This is a genomic window from Streptomyces sp. NPDC015242 (assembly GCF_043079125.1).
Taxonomy (GTDB): Bacteria; Actinomycetota; Actinomycetes; order Streptomycetales; family Streptomycetaceae; genus Streptomyces.
Genome location: NZ_JBIBUF010000001.1, coordinates 496,318 through 521,595 on the forward strand (window position 1 = coordinate 496,318; position 25,278 = coordinate 521,595).

The 25,278-nt window shown below is 74.2% G+C and carries 22 protein-coding genes and 2 pseudogenes; 11 read left to right on the forward strand and 13 right to left on the reverse strand.

Features of this window, described 5'->3' with window-relative positions; all coding sequences use genetic code 11:
- Positions 1 to 70: 70 nt before the first annotated feature.
- The 4 genes from ACF07N_RS02240 to aspA all read left to right on the forward strand — a co-directional run bounded on the left by ACF07N_RS02240 (position 71) and on the right by aspA (position 4,790).
- On the forward strand, positions 71 to 760 hold the full coding sequence (locus ACF07N_RS02240; protein ID WP_383343594.1) for a FadR/GntR family transcriptional regulator: 690 nt from the start codon (positions 71 to 73) through the stop codon (positions 758 to 760).
- Positions 757 to 2,199, forward strand: a complete 1,443-nt coding sequence (locus ACF07N_RS02245) for an amino acid permease (protein ID WP_392107271.1) — start codon at positions 757 to 759, stop codon at positions 2,197 to 2,199. Before ACF07N_RS02240 ends, ACF07N_RS02245 begins: the two co-directional genes overlap by 4 nt.
- A 32-nt stretch (positions 2,200 to 2,231) precedes the next feature.
- Complete coding sequence (locus tag ACF07N_RS02250) at positions 2,232 to 3,248, forward strand: asparaginase (RefSeq protein WP_392107274.1); 1,017 nt, start codon at positions 2,232 to 2,234, stop codon at positions 3,246 to 3,248.
- Between the two features lie 120 nt (positions 3,249 to 3,368).
- A complete protein-coding gene (gene aspA, locus ACF07N_RS02255; RefSeq protein WP_392107277.1) occupies positions 3,369 to 4,790 on the forward strand; it encodes an aspartate ammonia-lyase in 1,422 nt (473 codons plus the stop codon).
- 5 nt (positions 4,791 to 4,795) lie between these two features.
- Here the strand turns inward: aspA and ACF07N_RS02260 are convergent, their stop codons facing one another.
- Positions 4,796 to 6,052: an MFS transporter gene (locus tag ACF07N_RS02260; protein WP_392108743.1), complete on the reverse strand. Its 1,257-nt coding sequence runs from the start codon at positions 6,050 to 6,052 to the stop codon at positions 4,796 to 4,798.
- A 366-nt stretch (positions 6,053 to 6,418) separates the two neighbouring features.
- On the opposite strand from ACF07N_RS02260, the gene ACF07N_RS02265 reads away from it, so the two are divergent.
- The 3 genes from ACF07N_RS02265 to ACF07N_RS02275 all read left to right on the forward strand — a co-directional run bounded on the left by ACF07N_RS02265 (position 6,419) and on the right by ACF07N_RS02275 (position 10,207).
- Positions 6,419 to 7,351 carry a glutaminase gene (locus ACF07N_RS02265; RefSeq protein ID WP_383329265.1) on the forward strand — a complete coding sequence of 311 codons (933 nt, stop codon included), beginning with the start codon at positions 6,419 to 6,421 and terminating at the stop codon, positions 7,349 to 7,351.
- Positions 7,352 to 7,454: 103 nt separating this feature from the next.
- On the forward strand, positions 7,455 to 8,849 hold the full coding sequence (mptB, locus tag ACF07N_RS02270) for a polyprenol phosphomannose-dependent alpha 1,6 mannosyltransferase MptB (RefSeq protein WP_392107280.1): 1,395 nt from the start codon (positions 7,455 to 7,457) through the stop codon (positions 8,847 to 8,849).
- Entirely contained in the window at positions 8,846 to 10,207 is a 1,362-nt protein-coding gene (locus ACF07N_RS02275) for a glycosyltransferase 87 family protein (RefSeq protein ID WP_392107283.1), read from the forward strand. Before mptB ends, ACF07N_RS02275 begins: the two co-directional genes overlap by 4 nt.
- Before the next feature lie 83 nt (positions 10,208 to 10,290).
- Here the strand turns inward: ACF07N_RS02275 and ACF07N_RS02280 are convergent.
- From ACF07N_RS02280 to ACF07N_RS02295, 4 genes and pseudogenes are all read right to left on the reverse strand, one after another.
- Positions 10,291 to 11,145: pseudogene (locus tag ACF07N_RS02280) on the reverse strand (D-alanyl-D-alanine carboxypeptidase family protein); the annotation flags it as partial.
- An 88-nt stretch (positions 11,146 to 11,233) separates the two neighbouring features.
- Positions 11,234 to 12,376, reverse strand: coding sequence for a transcription termination factor Rho (rho, locus tag ACF07N_RS02285; protein ID WP_392107286.1), 1,143 nt, complete (start codon positions 12,374 to 12,376; stop codon positions 11,234 to 11,236).
- A 267-nt stretch (positions 12,377 to 12,643) separates the two neighbouring features.
- Positions 12,644 to 13,469 (reverse strand): annotated as a pseudogene (locus ACF07N_RS02290) (class I SAM-dependent methyltransferase).
- A 73-nt stretch (positions 13,470 to 13,542) separates the two neighbouring features.
- Positions 13,543 to 13,941 (reverse strand): nuclear transport factor 2 family protein, encoded by a 399-nt coding sequence (locus ACF07N_RS02295; RefSeq protein WP_392107288.1) that lies wholly within the window; start codon positions 13,939 to 13,941, stop codon positions 13,543 to 13,545.
- A gap of 69 nt (positions 13,942 to 14,010) precedes the next feature.
- On the opposite strand from ACF07N_RS02295, the gene ACF07N_RS02300 reads away from it, so the two are divergent.
- Together ACF07N_RS02300 and ACF07N_RS02305 are read left to right on the forward strand one after the other, a co-directional pair.
- Positions 14,011 to 14,622: a PadR family transcriptional regulator gene (locus ACF07N_RS02300; RefSeq protein ID WP_392107291.1), complete on the forward strand. Its 612-nt coding sequence runs from the start codon at positions 14,011 to 14,013 to the stop codon at positions 14,620 to 14,622.
- A 135-nt stretch (positions 14,623 to 14,757) separates the two neighbouring features.
- Positions 14,758 to 15,537: a class I SAM-dependent methyltransferase gene (locus ACF07N_RS02305; protein WP_392107294.1), complete on the forward strand. Its 780-nt coding sequence runs from the start codon at positions 14,758 to 14,760 to the stop codon at positions 15,535 to 15,537.
- Here the strand turns inward: ACF07N_RS02305 and ACF07N_RS02310 are convergent.
- Together ACF07N_RS02310 and ACF07N_RS02315 are read right to left on the reverse strand one after the other, a co-directional pair.
- A complete protein-coding gene (locus ACF07N_RS02310; RefSeq protein WP_392107297.1) occupies positions 15,524 to 16,345 on the reverse strand; it encodes an alpha/beta fold hydrolase in 822 nt (273 codons plus the stop codon). The genes ACF07N_RS02305 and ACF07N_RS02310 overlap by 14 nt on opposite strands.
- Before the next feature lie 31 nt (positions 16,346 to 16,376).
- Positions 16,377 to 17,210: an alpha/beta hydrolase gene (locus tag ACF07N_RS02315; protein ID WP_383329289.1), complete on the reverse strand. Its 834-nt coding sequence runs from the start codon at positions 17,208 to 17,210 to the stop codon at positions 16,377 to 16,379.
- Positions 17,211 to 17,366: 156 nt separating this feature from the next.
- On the opposite strand from ACF07N_RS02315, the gene ACF07N_RS02320 reads away from it, so the two are divergent.
- Complete coding sequence (locus ACF07N_RS02320) at positions 17,367 to 18,326, forward strand: helix-turn-helix domain-containing protein (protein WP_392107300.1); 960 nt, start codon at positions 17,367 to 17,369, stop codon at positions 18,324 to 18,326.
- On the opposite strand, the gene ACF07N_RS02325 is transcribed toward ACF07N_RS02320, so the two are convergent.
- The 6 genes from ACF07N_RS02325 to ACF07N_RS02350 form a co-directional block, all read right to left on the reverse strand.
- Positions 18,262 to 19,152 carry a GntR family transcriptional regulator gene (locus ACF07N_RS02325; RefSeq protein ID WP_392107303.1) on the reverse strand — a complete coding sequence of 297 codons (891 nt, stop codon included), beginning with the start codon at positions 19,150 to 19,152 and terminating at the stop codon, positions 18,262 to 18,264. The genes ACF07N_RS02320 and ACF07N_RS02325 overlap by 65 nt on opposite strands.
- A gap of 263 nt (positions 19,153 to 19,415) precedes the next feature.
- Positions 19,416 to 20,612: a serine hydrolase domain-containing protein gene (locus ACF07N_RS02330; RefSeq protein WP_392107306.1), complete on the reverse strand. Its 1,197-nt coding sequence runs from the start codon at positions 20,610 to 20,612 to the stop codon at positions 19,416 to 19,418.
- Positions 20,613 to 20,731: 119 nt separating this feature from the next.
- Positions 20,732 to 21,700 (reverse strand): acetylxylan esterase, encoded by a 969-nt coding sequence (locus tag ACF07N_RS02335; RefSeq protein WP_383329301.1) that lies wholly within the window; start codon positions 21,698 to 21,700, stop codon positions 20,732 to 20,734.
- A 443-nt stretch (positions 21,701 to 22,143) separates the two neighbouring features.
- Entirely contained in the window at positions 22,144 to 22,899 is a 756-nt protein-coding gene (locus ACF07N_RS02340) for a ferredoxin reductase (protein ID WP_383329306.1), read from the reverse strand.
- Entirely contained in the window at positions 22,892 to 23,497 is a 606-nt protein-coding gene (locus ACF07N_RS02345) for a sulfite oxidase-like oxidoreductase (protein WP_383329309.1), read from the reverse strand. Before ACF07N_RS02345 ends, ACF07N_RS02340 begins: the two co-directional genes overlap by 8 nt.
- A gap of 86 nt (positions 23,498 to 23,583) precedes the next feature.
- Positions 23,584 to 23,982: a MarR family winged helix-turn-helix transcriptional regulator gene (locus tag ACF07N_RS02350; RefSeq protein WP_383343591.1), complete on the reverse strand. Its 399-nt coding sequence runs from the start codon at positions 23,980 to 23,982 to the stop codon at positions 23,584 to 23,586.
- Between the two features lie 483 nt (positions 23,983 to 24,465).
- Between ACF07N_RS02350 and ACF07N_RS02355 the strand changes: the two genes are divergently transcribed.
- Positions 24,466 to 25,269, forward strand: coding sequence for a putative protein N(5)-glutamine methyltransferase (locus ACF07N_RS02355; protein ID WP_392107310.1), 804 nt, complete (start codon positions 24,466 to 24,468; stop codon positions 25,267 to 25,269).
- The last annotated feature ends 9 nt before the right edge of the window (positions 25,270 to 25,278 follow it).

Consider the following 25,278-nt stretch of genomic DNA (forward strand, 5'->3'; position numbering starts at 1 on the left):
CCGGAGTATCTCTCCCGTGAACCTGTCAGACAGCCGGACAGCCGGACAGCCTGTGCGCCGCGTCAGTGCCATGGAAGCGGTGCTGGCGCATCTGCGCGGCGCCATCGAGCGGGGGGAGTACGCCATCGGCGACAAGCTCCCCTCCGAGGCGGAGCTCTGCCGCACCCTGGAGGTCTCCCGTCCCGTGCTGCGCGAGGCGCTGCGCGCGCTGCAGACCATGGGCCTGACCGTGTCCCGGACCGGCAAGGGCACCTTCGTCGTCGCCAGCACCGTCGAGGACCCCACCTTCGGCGACTACGCGGCCAGCGACCTGCTGGAGGTCCGCCGCCACGTGGAGATCCCGGTCGCCGGGTACGCGGCCCTGCGCCGCACGCCGGAGAACCTCGACCACCTGGCGCACCTGCTGGACAGGATGGAGCGGGAGACCGACACCACCGCCTGGGTCGCCATGGACTCGCTGTTCCACCTCGCCGTGGCCGAGGCCGCCCAGAATCCGGTCTTCCGCCGCGTCATCGAGGAGATCCGGGACGCGCTGGCCCGGCAGTCGGCCTTCCTCAACGAGCTCGGCGGCCGCCGCGAGCAGTCCAACCGCGAGCACCGGGCCATCGTCGAGGCGCTGATCGACGGTTCCGAGAACGACGCGGTGGAGGCCATGACCCACCACCTCGACCGCGTCGAGACGACCCTCACCGACATCGTGCGCTCCCCGCGCACGGCCACCGGCACGGAAACCCCCACGGAAGGCGGACCCGAGGCGTGAGCGAGCAGTCCCTGCACGACGGAGTGCAGAAACGTTCCGGCCATGTCGACGCCGGAGACGCGGGCTACAGCAAGTCCCTGAAGTCCCGGCACGTCAACATGATCGCCATCGGCGGTGCCATCGGCACCGGCCTGTTCCTCGGCGCCGGCGGCCGCCTCGCCGACGCGGGCCCGTCCCTCTTCCTCGCCTACGCGGTCTGCGGCCTCTTCGCCTTCCTCGTCGTCCGCGCCCTCGGCGAGCTGGTGCTCTACCGGCCCTCCTCCGGCGCCTTCGTCTCCTACGCCCGCGAGTTCATGGGGGAGAAGGGCGCCTACACCGCCGGCTGGATGTACTTCCTCAACTGGGCGACCACCGGCATCGCCGACATCACCGCCGTGGCCACCTACACCCACTACTGGGGCATGTTCTCCGACATCCCGCAGTGGGTGATCGCCCTGATCGCGCTGGCCGTCGTCCTCACCGTGAACCTGATCTCCGTGAAGATCTTCGGCGAGCTGGAGTTCTGGTTCGCCATCGTCAAGGTCGGCGCACTGGTCGGCTTCATGTGCATCGGCATCTTCCTGCTGGTCACCCAGCACCCGGTCGACGGCCACAGCCCCGGCCCGTCCCTGATCGGCGACAACGGCGGCCTCTTCCCGCACGGCCTGCTGCCCATGCTGCTGATCATCCAGGGCGTCGTCTTCGCCTACGCCTCCGTCGAGCTGGTCGGCGTCGCGGCCGGCGAGACCGAGAACCCCGAGAAGATCATGCCCAAGGCGATCAACTCGATCATGTGGCGCGTCGGCCTGTTCTACGTCGGCTCGGTCGTCCTGCTGTCGATGCTGCTGCCGTGGAACAAGTACACCGCCGGAGAGAGCCCGTTCGTGACCGTGCTGTCCAACATCGGCGTCCCCGCGGCCGGCGGCGTGATGAACCTGGTCGTCCTCACCGCCGCGATGTCCTCCCTCAACTCCGGCCTCTACTCCACCGGGCGCATCCTGCGCTCCATGGCCATGGCCGGATCCGCGCCGAGATTCACCTCGGTGATGAGCCGCAGCCAGGTCCCCTACGGCGGCATCCTGCTCACCAGCGGCGTCTGTGTGCTCGGCGTCGGCCTCAACTTCGTCGTGCCCGCCGAGGCGTTCGAGATCGTGCTGAACTTCGCCGCGATCGGCATCCTCGCCACCTGGGGCATGATCATGCTCTGTCACCTCCTCTTCTGGCAGAAGACCCGGAAGGGCGAGCTCACCCGCCCCGGCTACCGGCTGCCGGGCTCTCCCTGGACCGAGATCGTGACGCTGGCGTTCCTCGCCTCCGTCCTGGTCCTCATGTACGCCGACGGCGGCGCGGGACGCACCACCGTGCTGTGCCTGCCGCTGATCGTCGGGGCCCTGGTCGCCGGATGGTTCGGCATCCGCGGCCGAATCTCGCGCACGTCCACCACCGGAGCCGGCGCGTGACCCACGCGCCCCTCCCAGAGAAGCAGGCAGTGATGCACAGCAGTTCCCTCGCGGCCGCACCCCTGGTCCGTGAACCCGTCCACGCCCCCGTCGCCCACCTCATACGCGGCGGAATCGTCGAAGGCATGCACTACGGCTCCGTCGTCGTCCTCGGCGCCGACGGGGAGGTCCAGCTCCAGATCGGAGACATCGAGGCCGCCTTCTACCCCCGCTCCGCGATCAAGCCCGTCCAGGCCGTGGCCATGGCCCGGGCCGGACTCCCGCTCCACGGCGAACTGCTGTCGCTGGCCGCGGCCAGCCACTCCGGCGAGGAACGCCACCTCGCCGGTGCCCGGCGGATCCTCGAACTCGCCGGGCTCACCGGGGACCACCTGCGCAACGTCCCCGACATGCCGTTCGACCCGGCCGTCCGGGACGCCTGGGTCCGGGAGGGCCGATCGCCCTCCCGGCTCGCCCAGAACTGCTCCGGCAAGCACGCGGCCATGCTCTACACCTGCGCCCTCAACGGCTGGCCGCTGGAGAACTACCTCGACCCCGGCCACCCGCTCCAGCAGGCCATCGCCGAGATCGTCGAGGACCTCACCGGGCAGCGGATCGCCAAGGTCACCGTCGACGGCTGCGGAGCGCCCCTGTTCGCTCTCTCCCTGCACGGCCTGGCCCGCGCGACCGCCCGGATCGTCTCGGCCGCGCCGGGCACGCCCGAGGCCCGGGTCGCCGACGCCATGCGCGCGCACCCCGAGATGGCCTCCGGCTCCGGGCGGGACGTCGCCGCGCTGATGCGGGCGGTGCCGGGGCTGTTGTCCAAGGACGGCTTCGAGGGCGTGCAGGTCGCCGCGCTGCCCGACGGGCGGGCCGTCGCGGTGAAGATCGCGGACGGGGCGAACCGGGCGCGGGTGCCGGTGACCGCCGCCGCGCTGGCCCGGGCGGGTGTCGACCCGGAGCTGCTCACGCGGTTCGCGGGCGAGCCGCTGCTCGGCGGCGGGCGGGAGGTCGGGCGGGTGCGGCCCGTCCGCTCGCTGGAGCCGCTCGCCGGTGCCGCCTGCGCCTGAGCGCGTGCCGGGTTCTCCCGTCCGGCGGCTGCGGCGCTTCCGTGGTTGCTCGCGCAGTTCCCCGCGCCCCTGAGGGGGCGCTCTCTCCTCTCAGTTCTAGAAAAGGGACCCCTCACCCTCATGACCGCCGCCACCCGCTCCGAGCACGACCTGCTCGGTGACCGTGACGTTCCCGCCGACGCCTACTGGGGTGTGCACACCCTGCGGGCCACGGAGAACTTCCCCATCACGGGGACGCCCATCTCCGCCTACCCGCACCTGATCGACGCCCTGGCCGCCGTCAAGGAGGCCGCGGCCCTCGCCAACGAGGAACTCGGCCTGCTCGATCCGCGCAAGGCCGCCGCCATCGTCGCCGCCTGCCGGGAGATCCGCCAGGGCAAGCTGCACGACCAGTTCGTGGTCGACGTCGTCCAGGGCGGCGCCGGCACCTCCACGAACATGAACGCCAACGAGGTCGTGGCGAACCGGGCCCTGGAACTGCTGGGCCACGCCAAGGGCGAGTATCAGCACCTGCACCCCAACGAGGACGTCAACCTCGGCCAGTCCACGAACGACGTCTACCCGACCGCCGTCAAGGTCGCGACGGTGTTCGCGGTGCGCGGGCTGCTGGACGCGATGGCCGTGCTGCAGGACGCGTTCGCCCACAAGGCCGTCGAGTTCCGCGACGTGCTGAAGATGGGCCGTACGCAGCTGCAGGACGCGGTGCCCATGACGCTCGGCCAGGAGTTCTCCGCGTACGCCGTCATGCTGGACGAGGACCGGGCCCGGCTCGCCGAGGCCGTCGAGCTGATCCACGAGATCAACCTGGGTGCCACGGCCATCGGCACCGGCCTCAACGCCCCCGCCGGATACGCCGAGTCGGCCCGCCGCCACCTCGCGGCCCTCACCGGCCTGCCCCTGGTGACCGCGGCCAACCTGGTCGAGGCGACCCAGGACTGCGGTGCCTTCGTGCAGATGTCCGGCGTGCTCAAGCGCATCGCGGTCAAGCTCTCCAAGAGCTGCAACGACCTGCGGCTGCTGTCGTCGGGGCCGCGTGCGGGCCTCGGCGAGATCAACCTGCCGCCGGTGCAGGCCGGTTCGTCGATCATGCCGGGCAAGGTCAACCCGGTGATCCCCGAGGTGGTCAACCAGGTCGCCTTCGAGGTGATCGGCAACGACGTCACCATCACCATGGCCGCGGAGGCCGGGCAGCTCCAGCTCAACGCGTTCGAGCCGATCATCCTGCACTCCCTGTCGGAGTCGATCACGCATCTGCGTGCCGCCTGCCTGACCCTCGCGGAGCGCTGCGTGCGGGGCCTCACCGCGAACACCGAGGCCCTGCGGGCCACGGTCGAGAACTCCATCGGCCTGGTCACCGCCCTCAACCCGCACATCGGCTACACGGCCGCCACCGACATCGCGAAGGAGGCCCTCGCCACGGGCCGGGGCGTGGCCGAACTCGTGCTGGAGAAGGGCCTGCTCCCCGCCGGGACCCTCGCGGCCCTGCTGCGCCCGGAGGTCCTGGCGGGCAGCGGGCCGCGGGAGCGCCCGGCCGTCGGCTGAGCCGGTCACCGGCGGCGCTCACCGGTCGCCTCCGGCCCACCCGGGGGCAACGTCCGTCCCAGGCGGGCGAGCGGGGACAGCGCCATCACCGCGGGGGACAGCAGCATCCCGGAGGCCGTCACCACGAGGCCGGTGCGCAACCCCCACTGCTCGGCGACCAGGCCGCCGAGCAGGGAGCCCAGCGGGGCCACACCCATGCCCGCCCAGGTGATCGTCGCCGCCACGCGGCCCTGCATCGGGTCCGGGGCGAGGGCCTGCCGCACGGACATGGTGGTGACGTTGACCAGCTGGCCGAAGGCGCCGAACAGGAAGTTGACCGCCACCAGCGCGGGCACGGTCACGGCGGCGGGGCCGCGCAGCCAGGGTACGCACAACAGCACCCCGTCGCCGAGGGCCGCCGCGGACACCAGCACCACGCCGTGCCCGAACCGGCCCGGCAGCCGGGCGGCGAGCAGCGACCCCACCAGCGCGCCCGGCCCCGTCGCGGCGAGCGCGAGTCCCACCGCGCTGCCCGGCAGATGCAGTTCCCGCGGCAGGTAGAGCAGGTAGACGGTCATCGTGGCCGCGAAGGAGAACTGGAAGGCGGCCGAGGCGAGGCCCACGGCCCGCAGGGCCGGGTCCCGGGCGACGAAGCGGACACCTGCCGTGATCCGCCGCCGCAGCCGAGGGGGCCGGGCCGCGCGGTCGGGGACCGGTTCGATCCGGCGGATCCGCCGGATCGACAGGAACGACACCACGAAGAACAGCGCGCCGCCCGCCGCGGCGGCCGGCGCCGACAGCAGGGACACCAGTGTCCCGCCGAGCGCGGGTCCGCCGGTCTGGGCGGCGGACCGGCTGCCCTCCAGCGCGCTGTTGCCCCGCACCAGCTGATCGCGTGCCACCAGCCGCACCAGCGACGTCTGGTACGCCACGTCGAAGAACACGGACAGGACCCCGACCGCGAACGCGACGACGAGCAGGGCCGGCAGGCCCAGCACGCCCAGGAGCCCCGCCAGGGCGGCAGCACCCAGCGCCACGGCCCGGCCGGCGTCGGCCAGCACCATCACCGTGCGGGTCCGCCACCGGTCCACCCACGCGCCGACGAACAGCGAGAGCAGCAACACCGGTGCCTGCCCCACCGCGCGCAGGACGCCCAGCCGGCCCGCGTCGGTGTGCAGCGTCAGCACGGCGATCAGCGGCAGCGCCACCAGGCAGGCGTGCTCGCCCAGTTGGGAGGCGGTCTGGCCCGCCCAGAGACGGCGGAAGTCGGGGTCCCGCCGCAGACCGGGCCGGGCGGACGCGCCCTGCGCACCGGACGACGGGCCGGACGGATCGGACGCGGCAGGGAAACCGGAAGGGCGGTCGGACGGCACGGGGACCCCAAGAGTCGCGCGGAGGAAGCCGGCACCCGGCGCGCGACAGGGCGCGACGGCGGTGCCGGGCGGGAAGAGGGCTCGCTGTGCCACGGATCGAGGGCGGCACGCGATGACGGGCCGGCCTACGGCCCATGACGTCAACGCGCGCTCGGACGACCGACCATGCTCAGCTCCTCCGGGATCACTCGCTGCCCGCACGCTAGTCTCCGCCACTGGACCGCGACAACGCATGAAGGCCCGTGCCCTGCGCGGGCGGACCGGCCCGGAGGGACAATGGCGATCATGACGTCGCCGACCACCTTCCAGCCGGTTCTGGAGCGCATCGCCGAGGAGATCGGGCGGACCCCGGGCCGCGGCCGGGCCGCCGACTACATCCCGGCGCTCGCGTCCCGGGACCCGCGCAGCTTCGGCATGGCCGTCGCCGAACCCGACGGCACCGTGTACGGGGTGGGGGAGTGGCGGCAGCCGTTCTCCGCGCAGTCCATCACCAAGGTCTTCACCCTCGCCCTCGACCTCGCCCGGGAGGGCGACGCCCTGTGGGAGCACGTGGGCCGCGAACCCTCCGGCAACCCGTTCAACTCCCTGGTGCAGCTGGAGTACGAGAACGGCATCCCGCGCAACCCGTTCATCAACGCGGGCGCGCTCGTCGTCACCGACCGGCTGCACACCCGTAGCGGCGACGCGTCGGGTGAACTGCTGGCGTTCCTGCGCGCCGAGAGCGCCAACCCGGAGCTGACCTTCGACGAGGAGGTCGCCGCCTCCGAGGCCGCCCACGGCGACCGCAACGCCGCGCTCGGCCACTTCATGGCGTCGTACGGCAACATCGACAACCCGGTGCCGGTCCTGCTGGAACAGTACTTCCGCCAGTGCTCCGTCACGGCGTCCTGCGCCGACCTCGCCCTCGCCACCACCTTCCTGGCCCGGCACGGCGTCCGCGCCGACGGCACCCGCCTGCTCACCCGCAGCCAGGCCAAGCAGATCAACGCGATCATGCTGACCTGCGGCACCTACGACGCGGCCGGGGACTTCGCGTACCGCGTGGGCCTGCCCGGCAAGAGCGGCGTGGGCGGCGGCATCATCGCGGTCGTCCCGGGCCGCTGCGCGCTGTGCGTGTGGAGCCCGGGCCTGGACGAGCGGGGCAACTCCGTGGCGGGCGTGGCGGCACTGGACAGGTTCACGACGCTGACGGGTCTGTCGGTGTTCTGAACACCGCGAGCGATCACCGTCCGGTCACACGTCCGCTGCCCGCCGGAGGGGCCGCGGTCGCCGCAGCGCCACCCCGCGTTGCCACGCTGCCCGGGTGTTGGCCATGGCTCCTCCCGTCGATCTCCGCCGCTGCCAGGTACTCGGCCTGGCCGGCACCGCCTGCCTCGCCCTGGGCGGTGAGACGGCCGGAGCCCTGCCGGTACGGGACCTCCTCCACCCGGCGTCCGCACACGCCGCCCTGGGACTCGTCGGCGCCTACTTCGGTGTCGTCCTGCTGATCGCGGCCTGGGCCCTGCTGGGCCGCCTGGTCCGGGGCCCGCGGCCGCCCGCCCCGCGGGCCCTGCTGCTCGTCCTCGCCGTCTGGGCGGCCCCGCTGCTGCTGGCCCCGCCGCTGTTCAGCCGGGACGTCTACAGCTACCTCGCCCAAGGGGCCATGGTGGAGGCGCACCTGGACGTGTACGCGCACGGGCCGTCCCGGCTCGGCGGCCCGCTCGCCGACGAGGTGGCCCCGCTGTGGCGCCACACCGGCGCCCCGTACGGCCCGGTGTTCCTCGCCGTGGCCGCGGCCCTGTCCGGTCTGACCGCCGGGGAACTGCCCGCCGGTCTCCTCGGGATGCGGCTGGTCGCGCTCGCCGGCGTGGCCCTGATGGCGGCCGCGCTGCCCCGCCTCGCCCGCCACAGCGGCGCCGACCCGTCCGCCGCCCTGTGGCTGGGCGCCCTCAACCCGCTCGTCCTGCTGCACCTGGTCGCCGGTGCCCACAACGACGCCGTCATGCTGGGCCTGCTGGGCGTGGGCCTGGTCGCCGCGCTCGGCCGGTGGCCCGTCCTCGGCGCCGTCCTGGTGACGCTCGCCGCGCTGGTCAAGGCGCCGGCCGTGCTCGGCCTGGCCGCCGTCGTCGTCCTCCAGGTGCGCGCGGGGCGCGCCCCGGTGAAGGCCGTCGCGGCCACGGCCTGCGCCGCGGCCGGCACGACCGTCGCCGCCACGGCCGCCGCCGGCACCGGATACGGCTGGATCGGCGCGCTCGGCACTCCCGCCTCGCCGCAGAACTGGGCCCTGACCACCCTGCTGGGGCGCGCCACCCGCGCGCTGCTTGAGCACCTCGGCAGCGATCTCGCGCCCCTGGCGATCCCGGCCTGGCACACGCTGGGCATGGTGGCCGCCGTGGTGGCGATCGCGGTGATCTGGCTGCGGCTGCGTCCGCGGCCCGTGTACGCCCTGGGCCTGAGCCTGGCCGCCGTGGCCGCGCTCGGCCCGGCGATCCGCCCCTGGTACGCCCTGTGGGGCCTGTTCCTCATCGCCGCCGCCGCGCCCGGCGGCTGCGTACGCCCCCGTACGGCCGCCGTGACCGGCGTGCTCGCGCTGTGCGTCCTGCCCAGCGGCGGACCGGCCGGCACCGGGCAGCTCCTGCTGGCCGTCTCCGGCGGGGCGCTCGCCCTCGTCGTGCTGTGGCAGGCCCGGCAGGCCCAGCTCGCGCCGGCTCTGGGACGCGCCGCATGACCCCGTCGCTGCCGCGCTCCGACCGGGGCCGGCTGCTGCTGGTGCTCGCGCTCGCCACGGCGGTCACCGTCTTCACCGCGACCGTGCCCCTGCTGCGCGACTGGTTCGACCTGCGCGTCTACCACGGCAGCGTCGGCACCTGGGTCCACCACGGCGGCCGGATCTACGACTACCGCGTGCCGGGAACGGCCTACGGCTTCACCTATCCGCCGTTCGCCGCGGTCGCCATGGCGCCGATGGCCCTGCTGGACCTGCGCACCGCGATCGCCGTCGCCCTGCTGCTGAACCTGGCGGCCCTCGCCCTGATCCTGCGCCTGCTCGCGGCCCCTGCGTGGCGACGGCCCGGCTGGTTCGGCTGGGCCCTGCTCGCGTGCCTGCTCGCCCTGTTCGAACCGCTGCGCGACACCATCAGCTTCGGGCAGGTGAACCTCCTGCTCCTGGCCCTCGTCCTCACCGACGCGGCGCTGCTGGCCACCGGACGGGGACGATGGGCGGGCGCCGGCATCGGACTGGCCGCCGCGATCAAGCTCACGCCGGCGCTGTTCATCGGGCTGCTGCTGGTGACCCGGCGGTGGCGCGCCGCCGCGGTGGCCACGGGCGTCGCCCTCGGGGCCACGGCCCTCGCCGCCGGTGTGGACCGGGACGCCTCGCGCTTCTACTGGACCGAGGCCCTGTGGGACACCGGCCGGGTGGGCAGTCAGGCCTACGTCTCGAACCAGTCCGTGCAGGGCGTCCTCGCCCGGCTCGGCGAGCACGACCGGGCCGTGTGGGCGGCGGCCGTCCTGCTGGTGCTCGGCGTGTGGGCGGTGCGGGCGCGCCGGGCCGTCGCGGCGGGCGACTGGGCGGCCGGGTTCGCCCTGACCGGTCTCGCCGCCTGCCTCGTCAGCCCGATCACCTGGGTGCACCACCTCGTGTGGCTGCTGCCCTCCTTCGCCGTCCTGGTGCGCGCCGGGCACGTCCGCGTCGCGGGAGCCCTGTACGCGGTGCTGTGCACCAGCGTCGTCTGGCTGTGGTTCGACGACGCGTCCGGCGTCGACGGCTTCCTCGGCGGCAACCTGTACGCCTGGATCACCCTCGGCCTGCTCCTGTGGCTGCCGGCCGGTCAGTTCCGCCCCGGCCCGCGCACCGGCAGCCGCAGCACCAGGACCACGACCGCGGCGCCGAGCCCGGCCGCTCCGACGATCAGACCCGCCTCCGTCCAGACGGAAGCGGGCTCCCTCGACACGGCCGCGGCGGCCGCCGGCACGGCCGTCACCTCCGGCCGCGCGGCCGGGCGCGGCACCACGAGCGACCCGACCGGCTCGACGCTCCGGGCCGAAGCGAACCCCCAGTCGAGCAGCGAGCGCGCCTCCTCGTAGACGGCAGCCCCGCCGCCCTTCTGCGGGTTCATCACCGTCACGACGAGCGTGCGGCCGTCGCGCCGCGCCGCCGCGACGAGCGTGCTGCCCGCCTTGCTGGTGTAGCCGTTCTTGACACCGATCAGCCCCCGGTACGGCTGCACCCCGCCGGCGCCGCTCAGCAGCCGGTTGGTGTTGCGGATCGGGTACGACCAGCGGCCGCCGCCGGGGAACCTCGCCTCGACCGTGGCGCAGTACCGCGCGAAGTCCGGGTTGCGCAGCCCCGCCGCGCCGAACACGGCCAGGTCGAACGCCGACGACACCTGGCCCGGGGCGTCATAGCCGTCCGGGGACACCACGCGCGTGTCGAAGGCGCCGAGGGACCGGGCCTTGACCTGCATCCGCTCGGCGGTGACCCGCCAGCCGCCGTTCAGCTCGGCCAGCACGCGCACGGCGTCGTTCCCGGAGTTGAGGAAGACGCCGCGCCACAGGTCGGCGACCCGGTACGTGCGTCCCTCGGCGACCCCGACGAGGCTGCTGCCGGACCCGATGCCCCGCAGTTCCTCCTGCCGGACGGTGTGCCGGATGCCCGCGGGCAGGGACGGCAGCACCGTGAGGGCGAACAGCGTCTTCAGGGTGCTGGCCGGGGGGAGCCTGCGGTGCGCGTTGCGGGCGGCGAGCACCTCGCCGGTGCGGGCGTCGGCCACCAGCCAGGACAGGGCGGAGACCCGGGGGACGCGGGGCGTTCCGGCACGCGGGCGGACGTGCAGGCCGGGCCGGTGCAGCAGCGAGGGGTGCGGGGCCGCCGCCCGCGGCCCGGCGGGCGCGGTGGGCGCGGCCGGCGCGGCCGGCTCCGCGCCGCCGGGGCGGGCCACGGCGGCGGGCGTCAGAACCAGGAGCCCCGCCGCGCAGAGCGCGCCGGCCGACACGGCCACCCGGGAAGAGAGTCCGATGATCATACGATCAACGTAGAAACGGCCGGGTCCCGTGCGGCGGCGGCGGGGCCGATGGCCCCCCGCGAGCACCCGGATGCCGCACGGACGCGCGTCAGTCCGACGGCAGGGTCGGCCGGACGCGCCGCAGGAACGTCGCGTTGTCCGGCGTCTCGCGCAGGCGGTCCAGGAGGGTGTCCAGCGCACCCTGCCCGTCGCGGTTCTGCAGGACCCGCCGCAGTGCGTGCCGGGCCGTCAACTCGCCCGGCGGGACCAGTAGTTCCTCACGGCGTGTGCCGGACGGGACGATGTCGACGGCCGGGAAGGCCCGGCGGGACGCCGCCTCGCGGTTCAGGCGCAGCTCCATGTTGCCGGTGCTCTTCAGCTCCTCGAAGTAGTAGTCGTCGGCCCGGGAGCCGGTCTCCACCAGGGCGGTCGCGAGGATCGTGAGGGAGCCGCCCTCCTCGGCCGCCCGGGCCGCGCCGAAGAACCGCTTGGGCCCGGTCAGCGCCGACGCGTCGACGCCGCCCGTGAGGGTGCGGCCGCCGGCTCCCGCCGCGTTGTTGTGCGCCCGGCACAGCCGGGTCAGCGAGTCGAGCAGGACGACGACGTCCTCGCCGGCCTCGACCCGCCGCTTGGCCCGCTCGATGACGAGTTCCGCGAGGGCGATGTGCTGCCGGGCGCCGCGGTCGAAGGTGGAGGCGTACACCTCGCCGCGCACGCCGCGCCGCATGTCCGTGACCTCCTCGGGCCGCTCGTCCAGGAGCAGCACCATCAGCCGGCACTCGGGGTGGTTGCCGGCGACGGCGGCCGCGAACTGCTGGAGCAGGACGGTCTTGCCGGTCTTGGGCGGGGCCACGAGGAGCCCGCGCTGGCCCTTGCCGACCGGGGCGATCAGGTCCATGACCCGTCCGGCCGGTCCGGCGGCCGGGTGTTCCAGGCGCAGCCGCTCGTGCGGGTGCACCGGTGTCAGGTCCCCGAAGCGGCGCCGCCCGGCCAGCACCGCGGGGACGGCGCCGTCGACCCGTTCGACCTCGGTGAGGCCGCCCCGGCCGCCGCGTACGCCTTCCACGAGGTCGCCCTTGCGCAGGCCGTGCCGGCGGATCAGCGCGGGGGAGACGGCCGGGTCGCCGGGCGTGGGCAGGAGGTGCTCGCCGCGCAGGTGCCCGTTGCCGTGCGCGTCGATGTCGAGGACGCCGGCGGCGGCCCGGGGAGTGGTCCGCTGCCGGGCGAGCGGGCTGTCGAGTGTGGTGGTCATGATGGTGTGTCCTTCCGGGGACGGGACGGCATGAGACATGCGAAAGGGAGGGGAGAAGCCGCGAAGGGAGGGCCTGGGGCACGCCTCCGTGCGGCGGGGAACAGCACCTCGCACACGGCGGAACCGCCGTGGTGCCGAAAGGGTGGTGCTGGGAAACGAAGAGATACTGCGAGGGAGAACTGGCACCGGCGCCCACAACAGGGGGCAAGCACACGTGCTGTCTCGCAGGTTACCACGCCGGTCGCGCCAGGAGAACGAGAAGAAGCCTCAGCGCGTGGCCAGCAGCCCGTACAGCAGCGGGATGCGGGGTTCGGGGAGCCGCCACCAACCGGACTCCGTGCGCACCATCCGCGGCCAGCGCGGCCAGGGCAGTTCGTCGCTCTCGCGCAGGCGGCGCACGGTGAGTCCCGCATCCGTCAACGCGGTGACGACCTCGCCCATTCCGTGCATCCACTCGTAACTGTCCGTGGCGCCCGCGACGGCCGGTCCGTCCGTGTAGGTATGGGTCGCGTCGCGGTGCACCGGACCGCCGCCGCCCAGGTAGTCGTGGCGCAGCAGCAGCTCGGGTCCCTCACCGGAAGCGGGTTTCGGGCCGAGGGAGTTGAGCAGCGGGTGGAACTCGACGACGTACAGCCGGCCGCCCGGACGCAGCAGCCGGCCGGCGATCCGCGCCCAGCGGTCCAGGTCGGGCAGGTAGCACAGGGCGCCCTTGCCGGTGTAGACGACGTCGAACCGCCGTCCCTCCAGCGCCTCGACGGCGTCGTACACATGCCCGGACGTACGTCACGTCCGCGCCGGCCCCGGCCGCGATGCCGGCCGCCGCGGCCACGGACGCCTCGGAGAAGTCGAGCCCGACGGCCCGGGCCCCGCGCCGGGCGAACGCGATCGTCTCCGTGCCCAGATGGCACTGCAGATGGAGCACGTCTCGTCCGGTCAGCTCGCCGAGGTCCTCCCACTCGAAGGGGGCGAACCAGCGCTCGGGATCGAGGTCCTGGTCCAGGCCGTAGAACCGGCTGGCGAGATGGACGGGGGTGCGGGCGTCCCAGTTCGCCTGGTTGGCCCGCATCAGCCGGTCGTGCTCGGCGGACGTCATGAGGACATCCAACCGCGAACGGGCCGCGGACGGCGGAAGAACACCGGAAACGGGCTCGCCGCCCGCCGCCCGCTCACGCCGTGCGGGCCCTGGCCTCCTCGGCGATCCGCTCGAACTGCTCGCCCATGGCGGCCGCGAGCGCCTGGGCCGCCGACAGGGGCCGCACCATCACCGTGAACTCGTCGATGAGCCCGTCGTCGCCGACATGGATGAAGTCGCAGCCGTTGATCTCCCGGTCGCCGACGCGCGCGGTGAAGACCAGGGCGTGGTCGCGGCCGCCCACGTCGTCGATCTCGCGTACGTAACGGAAGTCCTCGAACACACCGGAGACGGCGCGCAGGATCGCCCCCGTGATCGCCTTGCCGGTGTACGGCTTGAACACCACCGGACTGGTGAAGACGACGTCCGGCGCCAGCAGCGCCTCGGCGGCGTCCAGGTCGAGCGCCTCGACCGCCTCTCGGAATGCGCGCATCGGAACCGCCTTGGTCAACTAGTTGAGTAGGTGCGGAGTAGATTAGTCATCCGTTGGTACGGTGTCCACATGTCTCTCAAGTACGCCGTCCTGGCCGCCCTCCTGGAGGGCGAGGCGTCGGGCTACGAGCTGTCGAAACTGTTCGACGTGTCGCTCGCCAACTTCTGGGCGGCGACCCCGCAGCAGCTCTACCGGGAGCTGGAGCGCCTGGCCGGGGAGGGCCTGATCGAGGCCCGGGTCGTCCGGCAGGAACGGCGGCCCGACAAGCGCATGTTCACACTGACCGGGGCGGGCCGCCGGGACCTCGACACGTTCGCCGCGACACCGCCCCGGCGGCCCACCGCCATCCGCGACGAACTGCTCATCAAGATCCAGGCCATGGACGGCGCCGACCCCGCGGCGACCAGGGCCCTGGTCGAGGAGCGCGCGGCGTGGGCGAGCGGCAAGCTGGCGCGCTACCGGCGCGTCCGCGAACGCCTGCTGGCCGGCCGCGGCGAGGAGGAGTACCTGAGGGAGACCGACCGGGTGGGCCCGTACCTCACCCTGCTGGCGGGGATCGCCCTCGAGGAGGAGAACCTGCGCTGGTGCGCGCGCGTGCGGACGGTCCTGGACCAGCGCGCCCCGCGCGACGAACGGCGGCGTCCCGCGGCTCAGGACGGCACGCGACAGGCCGGTGTCTGACGCGTGGAGCCTCCGCGCGGGGCGGCCCGGCGCGCCCCGCCGCGCGCGTGCGCTCGTCGGCCACTGCGGCCCGTGGCGGCCCCGGGGCGAACCGCGGAGCTCCGGTACGCGCCGGGAAGCGCCTAGGCTGAACCGGTGTTCAGCCCCGAAGGCCCAAGTCTGCGCGAGCTCGCCGTCCAGGCCCTGTCGTCCGTCGAACGCGGCTACGACCTGCTCGCGCCGAAGTTCGACCACACGCCCTTCCGGACCCCGGACGCGGTGCTCGGCGCCGTCGAGTCGGCCCTGCGGCCGATGGGACCCTTCGGCGCGGGGCTCGACCTGTGCTGCGGCACCGGTGCCGGTACCGGCGTGCTGGCCCGGCTGTGCCGCGAGCGCGTCACGGGAGTCGACTTCAGCGCGGGCATGCTCGGCGTCGCGCGCGAGCGGATCCGCTCCGGCGGGCCCCGTGTCTCCTGGGTCCGGGCCGACGCCCGTGCCCTGCCGTTCGCGCCCGCCTTCGACCTGGTCGTGAGCTTCGGGGCCTTCGGGCACTTCCTGCCCCTTGAACTGCCCGGCCTGTTCACGCAGGTCCGTTCCGTGCTGCGGCCGGGCGGCCGCTTCGCGTTCCCGCTCGTCGCGCCGCCCCGCCCGGCCTCCCCCGGGTACTGGACGCTGCTCGGCTTCGACGCGGTGATGCGGGTGCGCAACGCGCTGTGGCGGCCGCCGTTCGTCATGTACTACCGCGCGTTCCGGCTCGGGGACGTACGGCGCGAGCTCACCCGGGCCGGCTTCCGGGTGGAGCTGTACGCGCTGCCGGAGTTCGGGCGGCGACGCGACGGCAGCCCGCGGGTGCGGCTGGTCGTGGCCCGGATCCCGGACGGGCCGGAGGGGCCGTCCGGTCCGTCCGGCCTCTCCGGGCCGGTCAGCCGCGGATGAAGGCGAGCAGGTCCTCGTTGAACGCCTCCTCGAAGTCGCCCACCAGGCCGTGCGGGGCACCTTCGTAGACCTTCAGCGTCGCGCCCTTCACGAGCTGCGCGGTCCGCTGCGCCGAGGCGGCGATCGGCACGATCTGGTCGTCGTCACCGTGCGCGACCAGCGTGGGGACGTCGATCCGCGCCAAGTCCTCGGTGAAGTCGGTCTCCGAGAACTGCTCGACGCAGTCGTACGCGCCCTTCAGGCCCGCCTGCATGCTCCACATCCAGAAGGCCCGCCGCACGCCCTCCGACACGGCGGCGCCGGGCCGGTTGAAGCCGTAGAAGCTCTCGCTCAGCTCCCAGTAGAACTGCGAGCGGTCCGACTCCACGGCCGCCCGGATGCCGTCGAAGGCCTCCTTCGGCGTGCCGGCGGGGTTGCCGTCGGTGCGCAGCATCAGCGGCGGCACCGCGCCCAGCAGCACGGCCTTGGCGACCCGGGCGGTACCGTGCCGGCCGATGTAGCGGGCCACCTCGCCGCCGCCGGTCGAATGGCCCACCAGCACCGCGTCGCCGAGGTCGAGCGACTCGATCAGCTCGGCCAGGTCGTCGGCGTACCGGTCCATGTGGTTGCCCTGCCACGGCTGGCCCGAGCGGCCGTGCCCGCGGCGGTCGTGGGCGATGGCGCGGAAGCCGTGCTCGGCGACCAGGCGCGCCTGGCGGTCCCACGCGTCCGCGTTGAGCGGCCAGCCGTGGCTGAACACCACGGGCCGCCCCGCACCCCAGTCCTTGTAGTAGATCTCGGTTCCGTCGGACGTGGTGAACGTGCTCATCGGGGTTCCTCTCCGGGATCGTGGCGCGGGATCAGACGAAACGCCGCACGAACGTCAGGGCGGTGTCCGCGACCTCCTGCCAGCCGTGGTCGATGGTCAGGGCGTGGCCCCTGTCCTTGATCTCGATGATCTCCGTGATCCCGGGATTGCGCCGCTGGCGCTTGTAGGAGGCGTTCGACAGCGCCCACGGCACGGTGTGGTCCTTCTCGCCGGAGATGATCAGCAGCGGCCCGCGCTCGGGGTTGCCGGTGTCGACCTTCGCCTCGGTCCACGGGTTGATGTTCGCCGTGGCCGCCTGGAACAGCGGCGCGCCCGGCGCCGGCACGGCGAACGTGCCGTAGAGCTCGCGTGCCTCCTCCTCGCTCACCGCGTTGGCGAAGGAGTACCGGAACTGGTCGTAGGTGAGCGGCACGGCCCGGTTGCGGTTGGCCGGGTTGGTGAGCACCGGGGCCGCCGCGCGCAGCGACGACACCGGCAGCGGCAGCACGCCCCGGAACGGCGCGGGGTCGATGGCCACCGACGCCGCCGACAGACCGCGTCCGGCGAGAATCTGCGTGAGCAGTCCGCCGAACGAGTGACCGATGATCGCCGGCTTCCGCTTCAGCTCGCCGATCAGGCCCGCGAGATGGTCGGCGACCTGCCCGACCGTCTTGCCGGCGAGCACCTCCGGGTGCCGGTTGGCCTCCTCGACGGTTTCCGGGTCGTCGGGCCAGGACAGCGAGACCGGGGCGTACCCGGCCCGCTCGAAGTGGTCCGCCCAGCGGTCCCAGCTGCTCGGCAGCAGCCACAGTCCGTGGACGAAGACGACGGGCGTGCGGCCGGCGGCGTTGGCGCGCTCGATCAACTGCTCGTCATGCGTGGTCATACGGTCGTTCCCCCCTGGGATGGCCGAGGTCCGCGGGGCTCCGGTACACGCGCACAGAGCGTCCGCCCGTGGCCGATACTGGCAGCGGACGGGGTCGCCGGATCGGCTGACGGTGCCCGGTCCTCGACCGACCGTGCCACGGCGAGGGGGCGGAGGATGCTGCTGCTGGACACCGGGGAGCTGCCCGCACAGGAGCGGGTGGAGGCCTTCCGGACCGCCCTGGTGAGCGCGTCCGTGCCCTCACTGGTCAGCATGGAGGAGAGCGGCGAACGGGTCTTCGCCCGTATGGAGCGCTGGCAGTTCGGCGAACTCATGCTGTTCACCAGCCGCTCGTCGGGCTGGTCGGTCACCCGCAGCCCCCGCTTCCTGCGGCTCGAGGGCCCGCCCATGGTCTCCCTGTCCCTGCAGACCCACGGCACCGGCCGTTTCGGCCAGTCGGGCCGCCGGGACCGCGTCGAGCCCGGCGAGCTGATGCTCAACGACCTGACGATCCCCTACGACTTCGCCTGGTCCGGCAGCGGCGCCGCTCGCGCCCTCCAGATGCCCTACGACGTCCTGGCCGTGCCGCCCGACATCGTCCGCCGGGGCGCGGAACGGCTGCGGGCCAGTCCGCTGTACGAACTCGTCCGCGCCCATCTCGCCCGGATCCACCACGACGCCGACACGCTCGCCGGCGACCCGGGCGCCGCCGCCCTGGGCACGGCCACCCTGGAGCTGGTGCGGGCCCTGATCACCTCGGCCTCCGGCGTGGACGCCCACGCCCGTCCGGCGCTGGCGGAGTCCCTGCTCCCACGGGTCCTCGCCTACGCCCGGACCCATCTGACGGAACCGGACCTCACGCCCGCCCGGATCGCCCACGCCCACAACATCTCCGTGCGCGCGCTGTACCGCCTGTGCGCCCAGGCCGGGCTGAGCCTGGAGCAGTGGATCATCGAGCAGCGGCTGGAAGGCGCACGCTCCACGCTCCTCTCCCCGGCGGGGCGCGCCCGGACCGTGGCCTCCGTGGCCCGCGCCTGGGGATTCACCGACCCCAGCCACTTCACGCGCCGCTTCAGGGCCGCGTACGGCGTGACGCCCCGCCGGCTGCGTGCCGCGCCGCCCGGCCCGGCACGGTGAACTCGTAGACCAGCGCGTCCTGCTGGGCGTCCACGACCAGGTCGGTGATCTCCAGCGGGCGCGCGTACTGGTCGTGCACCCGCCGGGTGACCCGCACCGACGGCGTGCTCGCGAGCGGGGTGATGGCGTCGCGGTGGTGCAGCGTCAGGCCGGCCCGGCGCATCCAGTCGTAGGCCCGCCGCAGCTGCGCGGCGGCGGTGCCGTCGGCGCGGTCGCGGTAGCGGGCGAGTTCCTCCACCTCGGCGAGGGCCACGGCGGAGAACGACGTGACGGCGGTGCGCAGTCCGCGCCCGTCGGCGGTGGTGTACCGGTAGCGGTGGATGAGGGTGGGGCGGCCCGGAGCCAGGCCCAGGGCCTCGGCGTGTTCCGGCGGGGGAGGCTCCCAGGTGACGGTGGCGCGGGCGACGGTGCCCGGCGTCGCGCTGCGGGCTCCGACCGGGAAGGTGAGCGTCGCCGGGGCCTCCGTCGGCCCGCCGGGCAGGGTGGCGTGGCTGCCGCGCCGGTCCGTGGCGACGAGACCCTCGCGGCGCAGCAGCTCCAGCGCCTGCCGTACGGTCTCCCGGCTGACCCCGAAGTGCCCGGCCAGCCGCCGTTCGCCGGGCAGCCGTTCGCCGGGCGGGATCGTGCCGTCGCGCAGCTCGCCGAGCAGTTCCGCCGCGATCCGCCGGTACAGCGGATCCCCTTCGGCCGCCGGGTGATCAGCCGCCGGGGGATCGGTTGCCGGGGGATCGGCCGCCCGGGGGTCGGTGGCCCACGGGTTCGTGGGCGGGGGGTCCGTGGGCGGGTGGCCGGTCGCCGGGTGGTCGGACGGGGTGGTGCGGGCCATGCCGCGCCTCCTGTTGGTGACGTGCGGTAGCCGTGCGGGCTCGGTGCGCCACCAGATCTAGCATTGGTCTAAACCAGTTGGGAAGGGTGGCCGGGCGGTTCGGCCGAAACCCTGCTGCTGCCGCGCGGGCACCGCACCGGCCGCGGGTCGTCGGGCCGCCGGGCGGGACGCGACGGAGCCGGCGGGCGCCCGGTCCGGGCGGCGGGCGCGGTGCCCCCGCGCCGGCCGGGGACGGCGGCGCCCGCAGGTCTTCCCCTACGGCCTCACAGCGCGCTGTACACCGCCCCGACCAGCGCCATCTTGCGCGGGTCGTCGGCGATATGAGGCCCCATCCGGTTCATCACGTAGCCCAGGGACACGTCCGCCTCCGGGTCGGCCAGTCCGCAGGAGCCGCCGAAGCCGTCGTGTCCGAAAGCGCGCGGGTTCGGTCCGTACGAGCCGTTGCCTCCGCTCAGCCAGAGTCCGAGTCCCACCTCCGTCTCGTGGGGGAACCCTGCGCCGAGGACCAGGTCCCGGCAGCTGCCCTGGCCCTCGCGTACCCGCTCGGCAGCCTCCGGGGACAGCACGCGGTGCCCCCCGTACGCACCGCGCCCCGCGAAGACGCCGTACAGCTCGGCGACCGCCCGCGCGGTGCCGTGCCCGTTCGCCGCGGGGATCTCGGCGGCCCGCCATCCCGGCGTGTTGGCGGCGGCCGCGTCCACCGCGGGATTGGTCAGCGCGGCGATCGCCGCGGGTGCCAGCCTGGCGAAGACGGCGGCCTGTGTGCCGTCCGGCGCTGCCGGCGGCTGGACCAGCTCCGCCGCCCGGCCCGCGTCCTTCTCCGGCAGGCCGATGCGGAAGTCGGCGCCGAGCGGCCCGGTCACCTCACGCTCCAGGAATGCGCCCGGCCGCAGTCCCGACACGCGTCGTACGACCTCACCGACCAGGTGGCCGTAGGTCAGTGCGTGGTAGCCGGACCGGGTGCCCGGCTCCCACCAGGGCTCGGTCGCCGCGAGCCGCTGCGTGGTCAGGTCCCAGTCGCAGAGCTGCTCCAGCGAGTGCGGCTCCCGGAGCCCGGCCAGACCGGCCCGGTGGGACAGCAGGTGCCGCACGAGGACCTTCTCCTTGCCCGCCGCGGCGAACTCGGGCCAGTACACGGCCACCGGAGCGTCCAGGTCCAGCAGCCCGCGGTCGGCGAGGATGTGCGCGCAGAGCGCCACCGGGCCCTTGGTCGTGGACCAGACGTTGACCACGGTGTCCCGCTCCCACGGCCGGCTGCGTGCCCTGTCGGCCCAGCCGCCCCACAGGTCCACCACGACCCTGCCGCCGACGGTGACGGCCACCGCGGCGCCCAGTTCGCCGCGCTCGCGGAAGTTCTCCTCGAAGGCCTCGCGCACCGCCGTGAACCGCGGGTCGCAGTGACCGTGCACCCGCACCCGGCTCTCGGGCGCGTCCTGCGCGGACGCCTCGCTTACGGACATGGGCCCCACCCCTCCACCGCTCGTGTCCAGACCCGGGCCGCCGCGTCGCGGGCCCGGGCGGGAAGAACGTACCGACTGGTCGGACCAAGGGGGAAGACCGTCGGCGGGGATCGGCTGGATCAGGCGTACGAACGCATCCAGCGCAGCTTGGCCGCCTCCTGGAACGGGCCCCCGCCCTCGTGGTCGTTGAAGTCGTACACCTCGATCAGCTTGTCCTCGTGCGCCCACGCGTTGAACGCCGCGAAGACGGTCGACGGCGGGCAGGTCTGGTCCTCCAGTGCGGCCGAGAAGAGGGCGGGGGCCCGGCCGCGGGCGGCGAAGTGGACTCCGTCGAAGTAGGCGAGCGTGCGCAGGGCCTCCTGCGTCCGGCCGCGGTGCGTCTTGAGGTAGAGGCCGATCTCCCGGTACGGGTGCCGGTCCGTGAGGGTCGCCGCGCGGGGGAAGTCGCACAGGAACGGCACGTCCGGTGCGATGCCCGCCAGGTCCGGCACCAGGCCGCCGACCGCGATCGTGATGCCGCCGCCCTGGCTCGAGCCCACGGCCACCGTGCGCGCCGCGTCGGTCAGCGGGTGGGAACGGGCCGCCTCGATCGCGCGCACCGCGTCCGTGTAGACGCGGCGGTAGTAGTAGTGCTCCGGCGCGTCGATGCCGCGCGTCATGAACCCCGGGTAGGCGGGCGCGCCGCCCACCGGGTCGGCGGTGCCGCCGCCCCCGCCCCAGGCGCTGCCCTGGCCGCGGGTGTCCATCACGAAGTGCGCCCGGCCCGTGGAGGCCCACAGCAGGTGCTCGTGCGGCAGTCCGCGCCCACCGCCGTAGCCGATGAACTCCACGACCAGCGGGAGCGGGCCGTCCGCTCCCGCCGGGAGGGTCAGCCAGCCCTTGACCGGATGCCCGCCGAAGCCGGCGAACGTCACGTCGAGGACCCGCACCGTGGTCAGGCCCGTGTCGACCGGTTCGAAACGGGCGTCCAGGTCGTGCTCGCGGGCCTCCTGGAGCGTCTTGGACCAGAACGCGTCGAAGTCGTCCGGCTCGGCGGACGCGCTGCGGTACTCGCGGAGTTCGTCGAGGGGAAGGTCGAACAGGGGCATGCAGAACCGCCTTGGGTGAGGACCGGTGCCGAGACAGTGCGGATGATCACCCTAAGGTGGCGGCCGGAGGACTGGCCAGGGCCCGTATCGGTCCGTTCGGCGCGGGGAGTTCGGCCGTCACGCGCCGCGGTGCGTCCACAGAGGTTCCGTTCGCGCCCACGCGCGTTCCCACTCGGCCAGTCGCCGGCGCGCGTGCCCCCACGGTTTCCGGTACCCCTCCACCGTCCGTCGTCGCCCGCCGCGCCACCCCCTGCGGAGCGCCGGTGGCGGCCGCACCGGGAGGGCGGCGCCGTACGGCGAGCCGGGCCCCGGGTCCGCTCCCCGGGCGCCGGTGCGTGCGCGGAGGCGGACCGGTGGCACGCCGCATCGCGTGCCGCGGCCCTCCGGCTGGGTGCCCGGCCGGTCCAGGGCGAAACACCGGTCCCTGAGCGGCCGGTGAGTGGTCAGCCGAAGCGTTCGATCCGGATGCGGTCCACGGGCTGACCCGCCGCCACCAGCAGCCGTGAGGCGTGCTCGGCGAAGGAGTTGGAGCCGCACACATAGGCCTCCCACCCACCGGGAGGCGCCTCGGCCAGGAGCGGAGCCACATGTGCCGCCGCCATACGTCCCACCGGCACACCCTCCGGCGCGTGCCGGGTGAACACGGGCGTCGTCTCGGCGCCCAGCTCGCGGGCGTAGACGAGCTCCTCGGGACTGCGCGCCGACACCAGCATGCGCAGCGGCACCGTCAGGTTCCGCGCCCGGTGGTGCCGGACCATCGACATCAGCGGCACGACGCCGGAACCCGCCCCGATCAGCAGGGCCGGCCGGTCGCCCGGCCACGCGAAGAAGCCGCTCACCGGGCCCCGCACCTCGACCCGGTCGCCGACCCGGGCGACGGTGTGGAACCAGCCCGAGACCTCGCCCCCCTCGACGTGGTCCAGGGTCAGCTCGACGTGCCCGGAGTCGTCCGGCGCGGACGCGATCGAGTAGTGGCGCTGGGCCACGTAGCCGTCCTCGGCGGTCAGCCGCACCATCAGGTGCTGGCCGGGCAGATGCCCCGGCCAGCCGGGCACGGCGAACCGGAAGGTGGCCGTGCGCGGGGTCTCGCGCCGGATCGCGGTGAGCGTGGCGGTCTGCCACACGGAGGCGGCCTGCTCGCTCACGGCGATGCGCCCGGGCACGGCGAACCGCGTGGGCGGCACGAAGGTCTCAGTCACCGGCGTACCTCTGCTCCTCCCACGGGTTGCCCCGCTCGTGGTAGCCGTTGCGCTCCCAGAAGCCCGGCTCGTCGTGGTCCAGGATCCGCAGGCCCGCGATCCACTTGGCGCTCTTCCAGAAGTACAGGTGCGGCACCAGCAGCCGGGCGGGGCCGCCGTGCTCCGGCGGCAGGGGCTTGCCGTCGTACTCCCAGGCGATCCAGGCGCGCCCGCCGGTCAGGTCGGCCAGCGGGAGGTTCGTGGTGTAACCGGTGTGCGCGTAGGCCACGGCATGGGTCGCCGACCCATGGGGGCGGACCACATCCAGGAAGGCGTCCAGGGACACGCCCGAGAAGCGCACCCCGAACTTCGACCAGCTCGTCACGCAGTGGATGGCGCCCTCGTACGCCGACGGCGGCAGCCGGTGCGCCTCCTCCCAGTCCCAGGTCCGGGGCGCCTCGACCAGGCCGTCGATACGGAAGGTCCAGTCGGCGGGCGCGAGGTCGGGGGTGACCTCGGCGGACAGGACGGGCCAGTCGTCGCGGGCGTCGTACTGCCCGGGTGGCAGACCTGGGTCGGCGCCGCGCGGGCGCCCGGTGAACCCTCGGGTGATGTGCATCGGGTGGTGCCTCCGGGCCGGCCCGCGGTGCCCCGCCCGGCCGGCGTGATCTGTGGTGGGATGTTCAACCGTACGCGCGGTGCGCCCTACTCCCGCGGCCCGGGGCCGGATCCCGCGTTGTACCGCACGAGGTAGTCGGCGAACCGCGTCAGGTCCTCCTCCGGCCAGTGCGCCAGCCGCTCCCGGACGACCGCCCGGCGGCTCTCGGTGACCCGGGCCAGCACGCGCCGGCCTGCCCGGGTCAGGTCCAGCACCTGGACGCGGTGGTCCCGCGGGTCGGGACGGCGCTCGACGAGCCCGGCGCGTTCCAGCGCGGCCACCTGGCGGCTGACGGTGGACTTGTCCAGGGCGTAGTGGGCGGCCAGGTCGGTGGCCCGGCACCCGCCGCTCTCCTCCAGATGCCCCAGCAGCGTGTACGACACCAGCGACAGCTCGGGGTGCATCCGCCCGGCCGCGGCGCGCGCCCGGCGGGCGAAGACCGTCATCTCCCGCTGGATGGTCTCCACGGCGTCGGCTGTCTGCACGGGGACCTCCTCACGGCTGCGCTGTCTGCGTCTCCCATGGTCGCACGACGGTTGCGTGCCCCAACCACGCGGACCGCCCCCCGCGGACCGGCCTGCGCGCCCGAGCGCACGGACCTGCGCGGACCGACCTACGCCCCCGAGCGCACGGACCGACCTGCGCGGACCGACCTACGCGCCCGGCCCAGCGGAGCGGCCCACGCGCCCGGCCCCGCGAACCGACCTACGCGCCCGGCCCCCCGGACCGGCCGACGCCCGTACCGGGCGTCCGGCCCGTCGGGTAGTGTTGCCGTCCGGCTGTGGACGGACCCAGCCGTCGACGGACCGGGGAGGTGAGACCCATTACCGCTGTGTCAGCTCGGGTGCTCCCTCCTCGACGTGACGCGGATCGCCGGCCCTAGGCGACCGCCGGAGCGCCCTTCGGTTCCCGAAAGGCTCTGGGCTTCCATGCCGTCTGTTTCCGCTGTCCCGCCCACCCCGCCGTCGTCCAGTGACGCCCTCGCCGCCGCTCTGCGCGCGGCGGGCTGCGTCTTCGCCGAGGACGAGGCCGACCTGATCCTCGCCACCGCCTCCACCCCGGACGAGGCCGCCGCCATGGCCGAGCGGCGTGCCGCCGGGCTGCCCCTCGAAGTCGTCGTCGGCTGGGCCGAGTTCCGGGGGCTGCGCATCGAGGTGGCCCCGGGCGTCTTCGTGCCGCGCCGCCGCACCGAGTTCCTCGTGGAGCAGGCCCTCGACCGGGCACCCGGCGCGCGTGTCGTCGTGGACCTGTGCTGTGGCTCCGGCGCCGTCGGCGCAGCGCTGGCCGCCGGACTCGGCCCCGTCGAACTGCACGCCGCCGACATCGACCCGGCCGCCGTGCGCTGCGCCCGGGCCAACGTCGCCGCCGCCGGCGGGCGCGTCCACCGGGGCGACCTGTTCGAGGCGCTGCCCGGCGGGCTGCGCGGCCGCGTCGACATCCTCGCGGCCAACGTGCCGTACGTGCCCAGCGCCGAGATCGGCCTGCTGCCGCAGGAGGCCCGGGACCACGAACCGCTGGTCGCCCTCGACGGCGGCTCGGACGGGCTCGACGTGCTGCGCAGGGTCGCGGCCGAGGCGCCCCGCTGGCTCGCCCCGGGCGGCTGTGTCCTGGCGGAGACGAGCAGGCACCAGGCACCGGACGCCGTGGCCGTCTTCGAGGGCGAGGGGCTGACCGCCCACCTGGCCGTCTCGGACGAGCTGTACGCCCATGTGGTGATCGGCGTACGGACGTAGGCGGGGCTC

Coding starts and splice junctions, on each gene's coding strand:
- ACF07N_RS02240 (WP_383343594.1), top strand. CDS start 71: ATGGAAGCGGTGCTGGCGCATCTGCGCGGCGCCATCGAGCGGGGGGAG.
- ACF07N_RS02250 (WP_392107274.1), top strand. CDS start 2,232: ATGCACAGCAGTTCCCTCGCGGCCGCACCCCTGGTCCGTGAACCCGTC.
- aspA (WP_392107277.1), top strand. CDS start 3,369: ATGACCGCCGCCACCCGCTCCGAGCACGACCTGCTCGGTGACCGTGAC.
- ACF07N_RS02265 (WP_383329265.1), top strand. CDS start 6,419: ATGGCGATCATGACGTCGCCGACCACCTTCCAGCCGGTTCTGGAGCGC.
- mptB (WP_392107280.1), top strand. CDS start 7,455: ATGGCTCCTCCCGTCGATCTCCGCCGCTGCCAGGTACTCGGCCTGGCC.
- ACF07N_RS02275 (WP_392107283.1), top strand. CDS start 8,846: ATGACCCCGTCGCTGCCGCGCTCCGACCGGGGCCGGCTGCTGCTGGTG.
- rho (WP_392107286.1), bottom strand. CDS start 12,376: ATGACCACCACACTCGACAGCCCGCTCGCCCGGCAGCGGACCACTCCC.
- ACF07N_RS02295 (WP_392107288.1), bottom strand. CDS start 13,941: ATGCGCGCATTCCGAGAGGCGGTCGAGGCGCTCGACCTGGACGCCGCC.
- ACF07N_RS02300 (WP_392107291.1), top strand. CDS start 14,011: ATGTCTCTCAAGTACGCCGTCCTGGCCGCCCTCCTGGAGGGCGAGGCG.
- ACF07N_RS02310 (WP_392107297.1), bottom strand. CDS start 16,345: ATGAGCACGTTCACCACGTCCGACGGAACCGAGATCTACTACAAGGAC.
- ACF07N_RS02315 (WP_383329289.1), bottom strand. CDS start 17,210: ATGACCACGCATGACGAGCAGTTGATCGAGCGCGCCAACGCCGCCGGC.
- ACF07N_RS02320 (WP_392107300.1), top strand. CDS start 17,367: ATGCTGCTGCTGGACACCGGGGAGCTGCCCGCACAGGAGCGGGTGGAG.
- ACF07N_RS02325 (WP_392107303.1), bottom strand. CDS start 19,152: ATGGCCCGCACCACCCCGTCCGACCACCCGGCGACCGGCCACCCGCCC.
- ACF07N_RS02330 (WP_392107306.1), bottom strand. CDS start 20,612: ATGTCCGTAAGCGAGGCGTCCGCGCAGGACGCGCCCGAGAGCCGGGTG.
- ACF07N_RS02335 (WP_383329301.1), bottom strand. CDS start 21,700: ATGCCCCTGTTCGACCTTCCCCTCGACGAACTCCGCGAGTACCGCAGC.
- ACF07N_RS02345 (WP_383329309.1), bottom strand. CDS start 23,497: ATGCACATCACCCGAGGGTTCACCGGGCGCCCGCGCGGCGCCGACCCA.
- ACF07N_RS02350 (WP_383343591.1), bottom strand. CDS start 23,982: ATGACGGTCTTCGCCCGCCGGGCGCGCGCCGCGGCCGGGCGGATGCAC.
- ACF07N_RS02355 (WP_392107310.1), top strand. CDS start 24,466: ATGCCGTCTGTTTCCGCTGTCCCGCCCACCCCGCCGTCGTCCAGTGAC.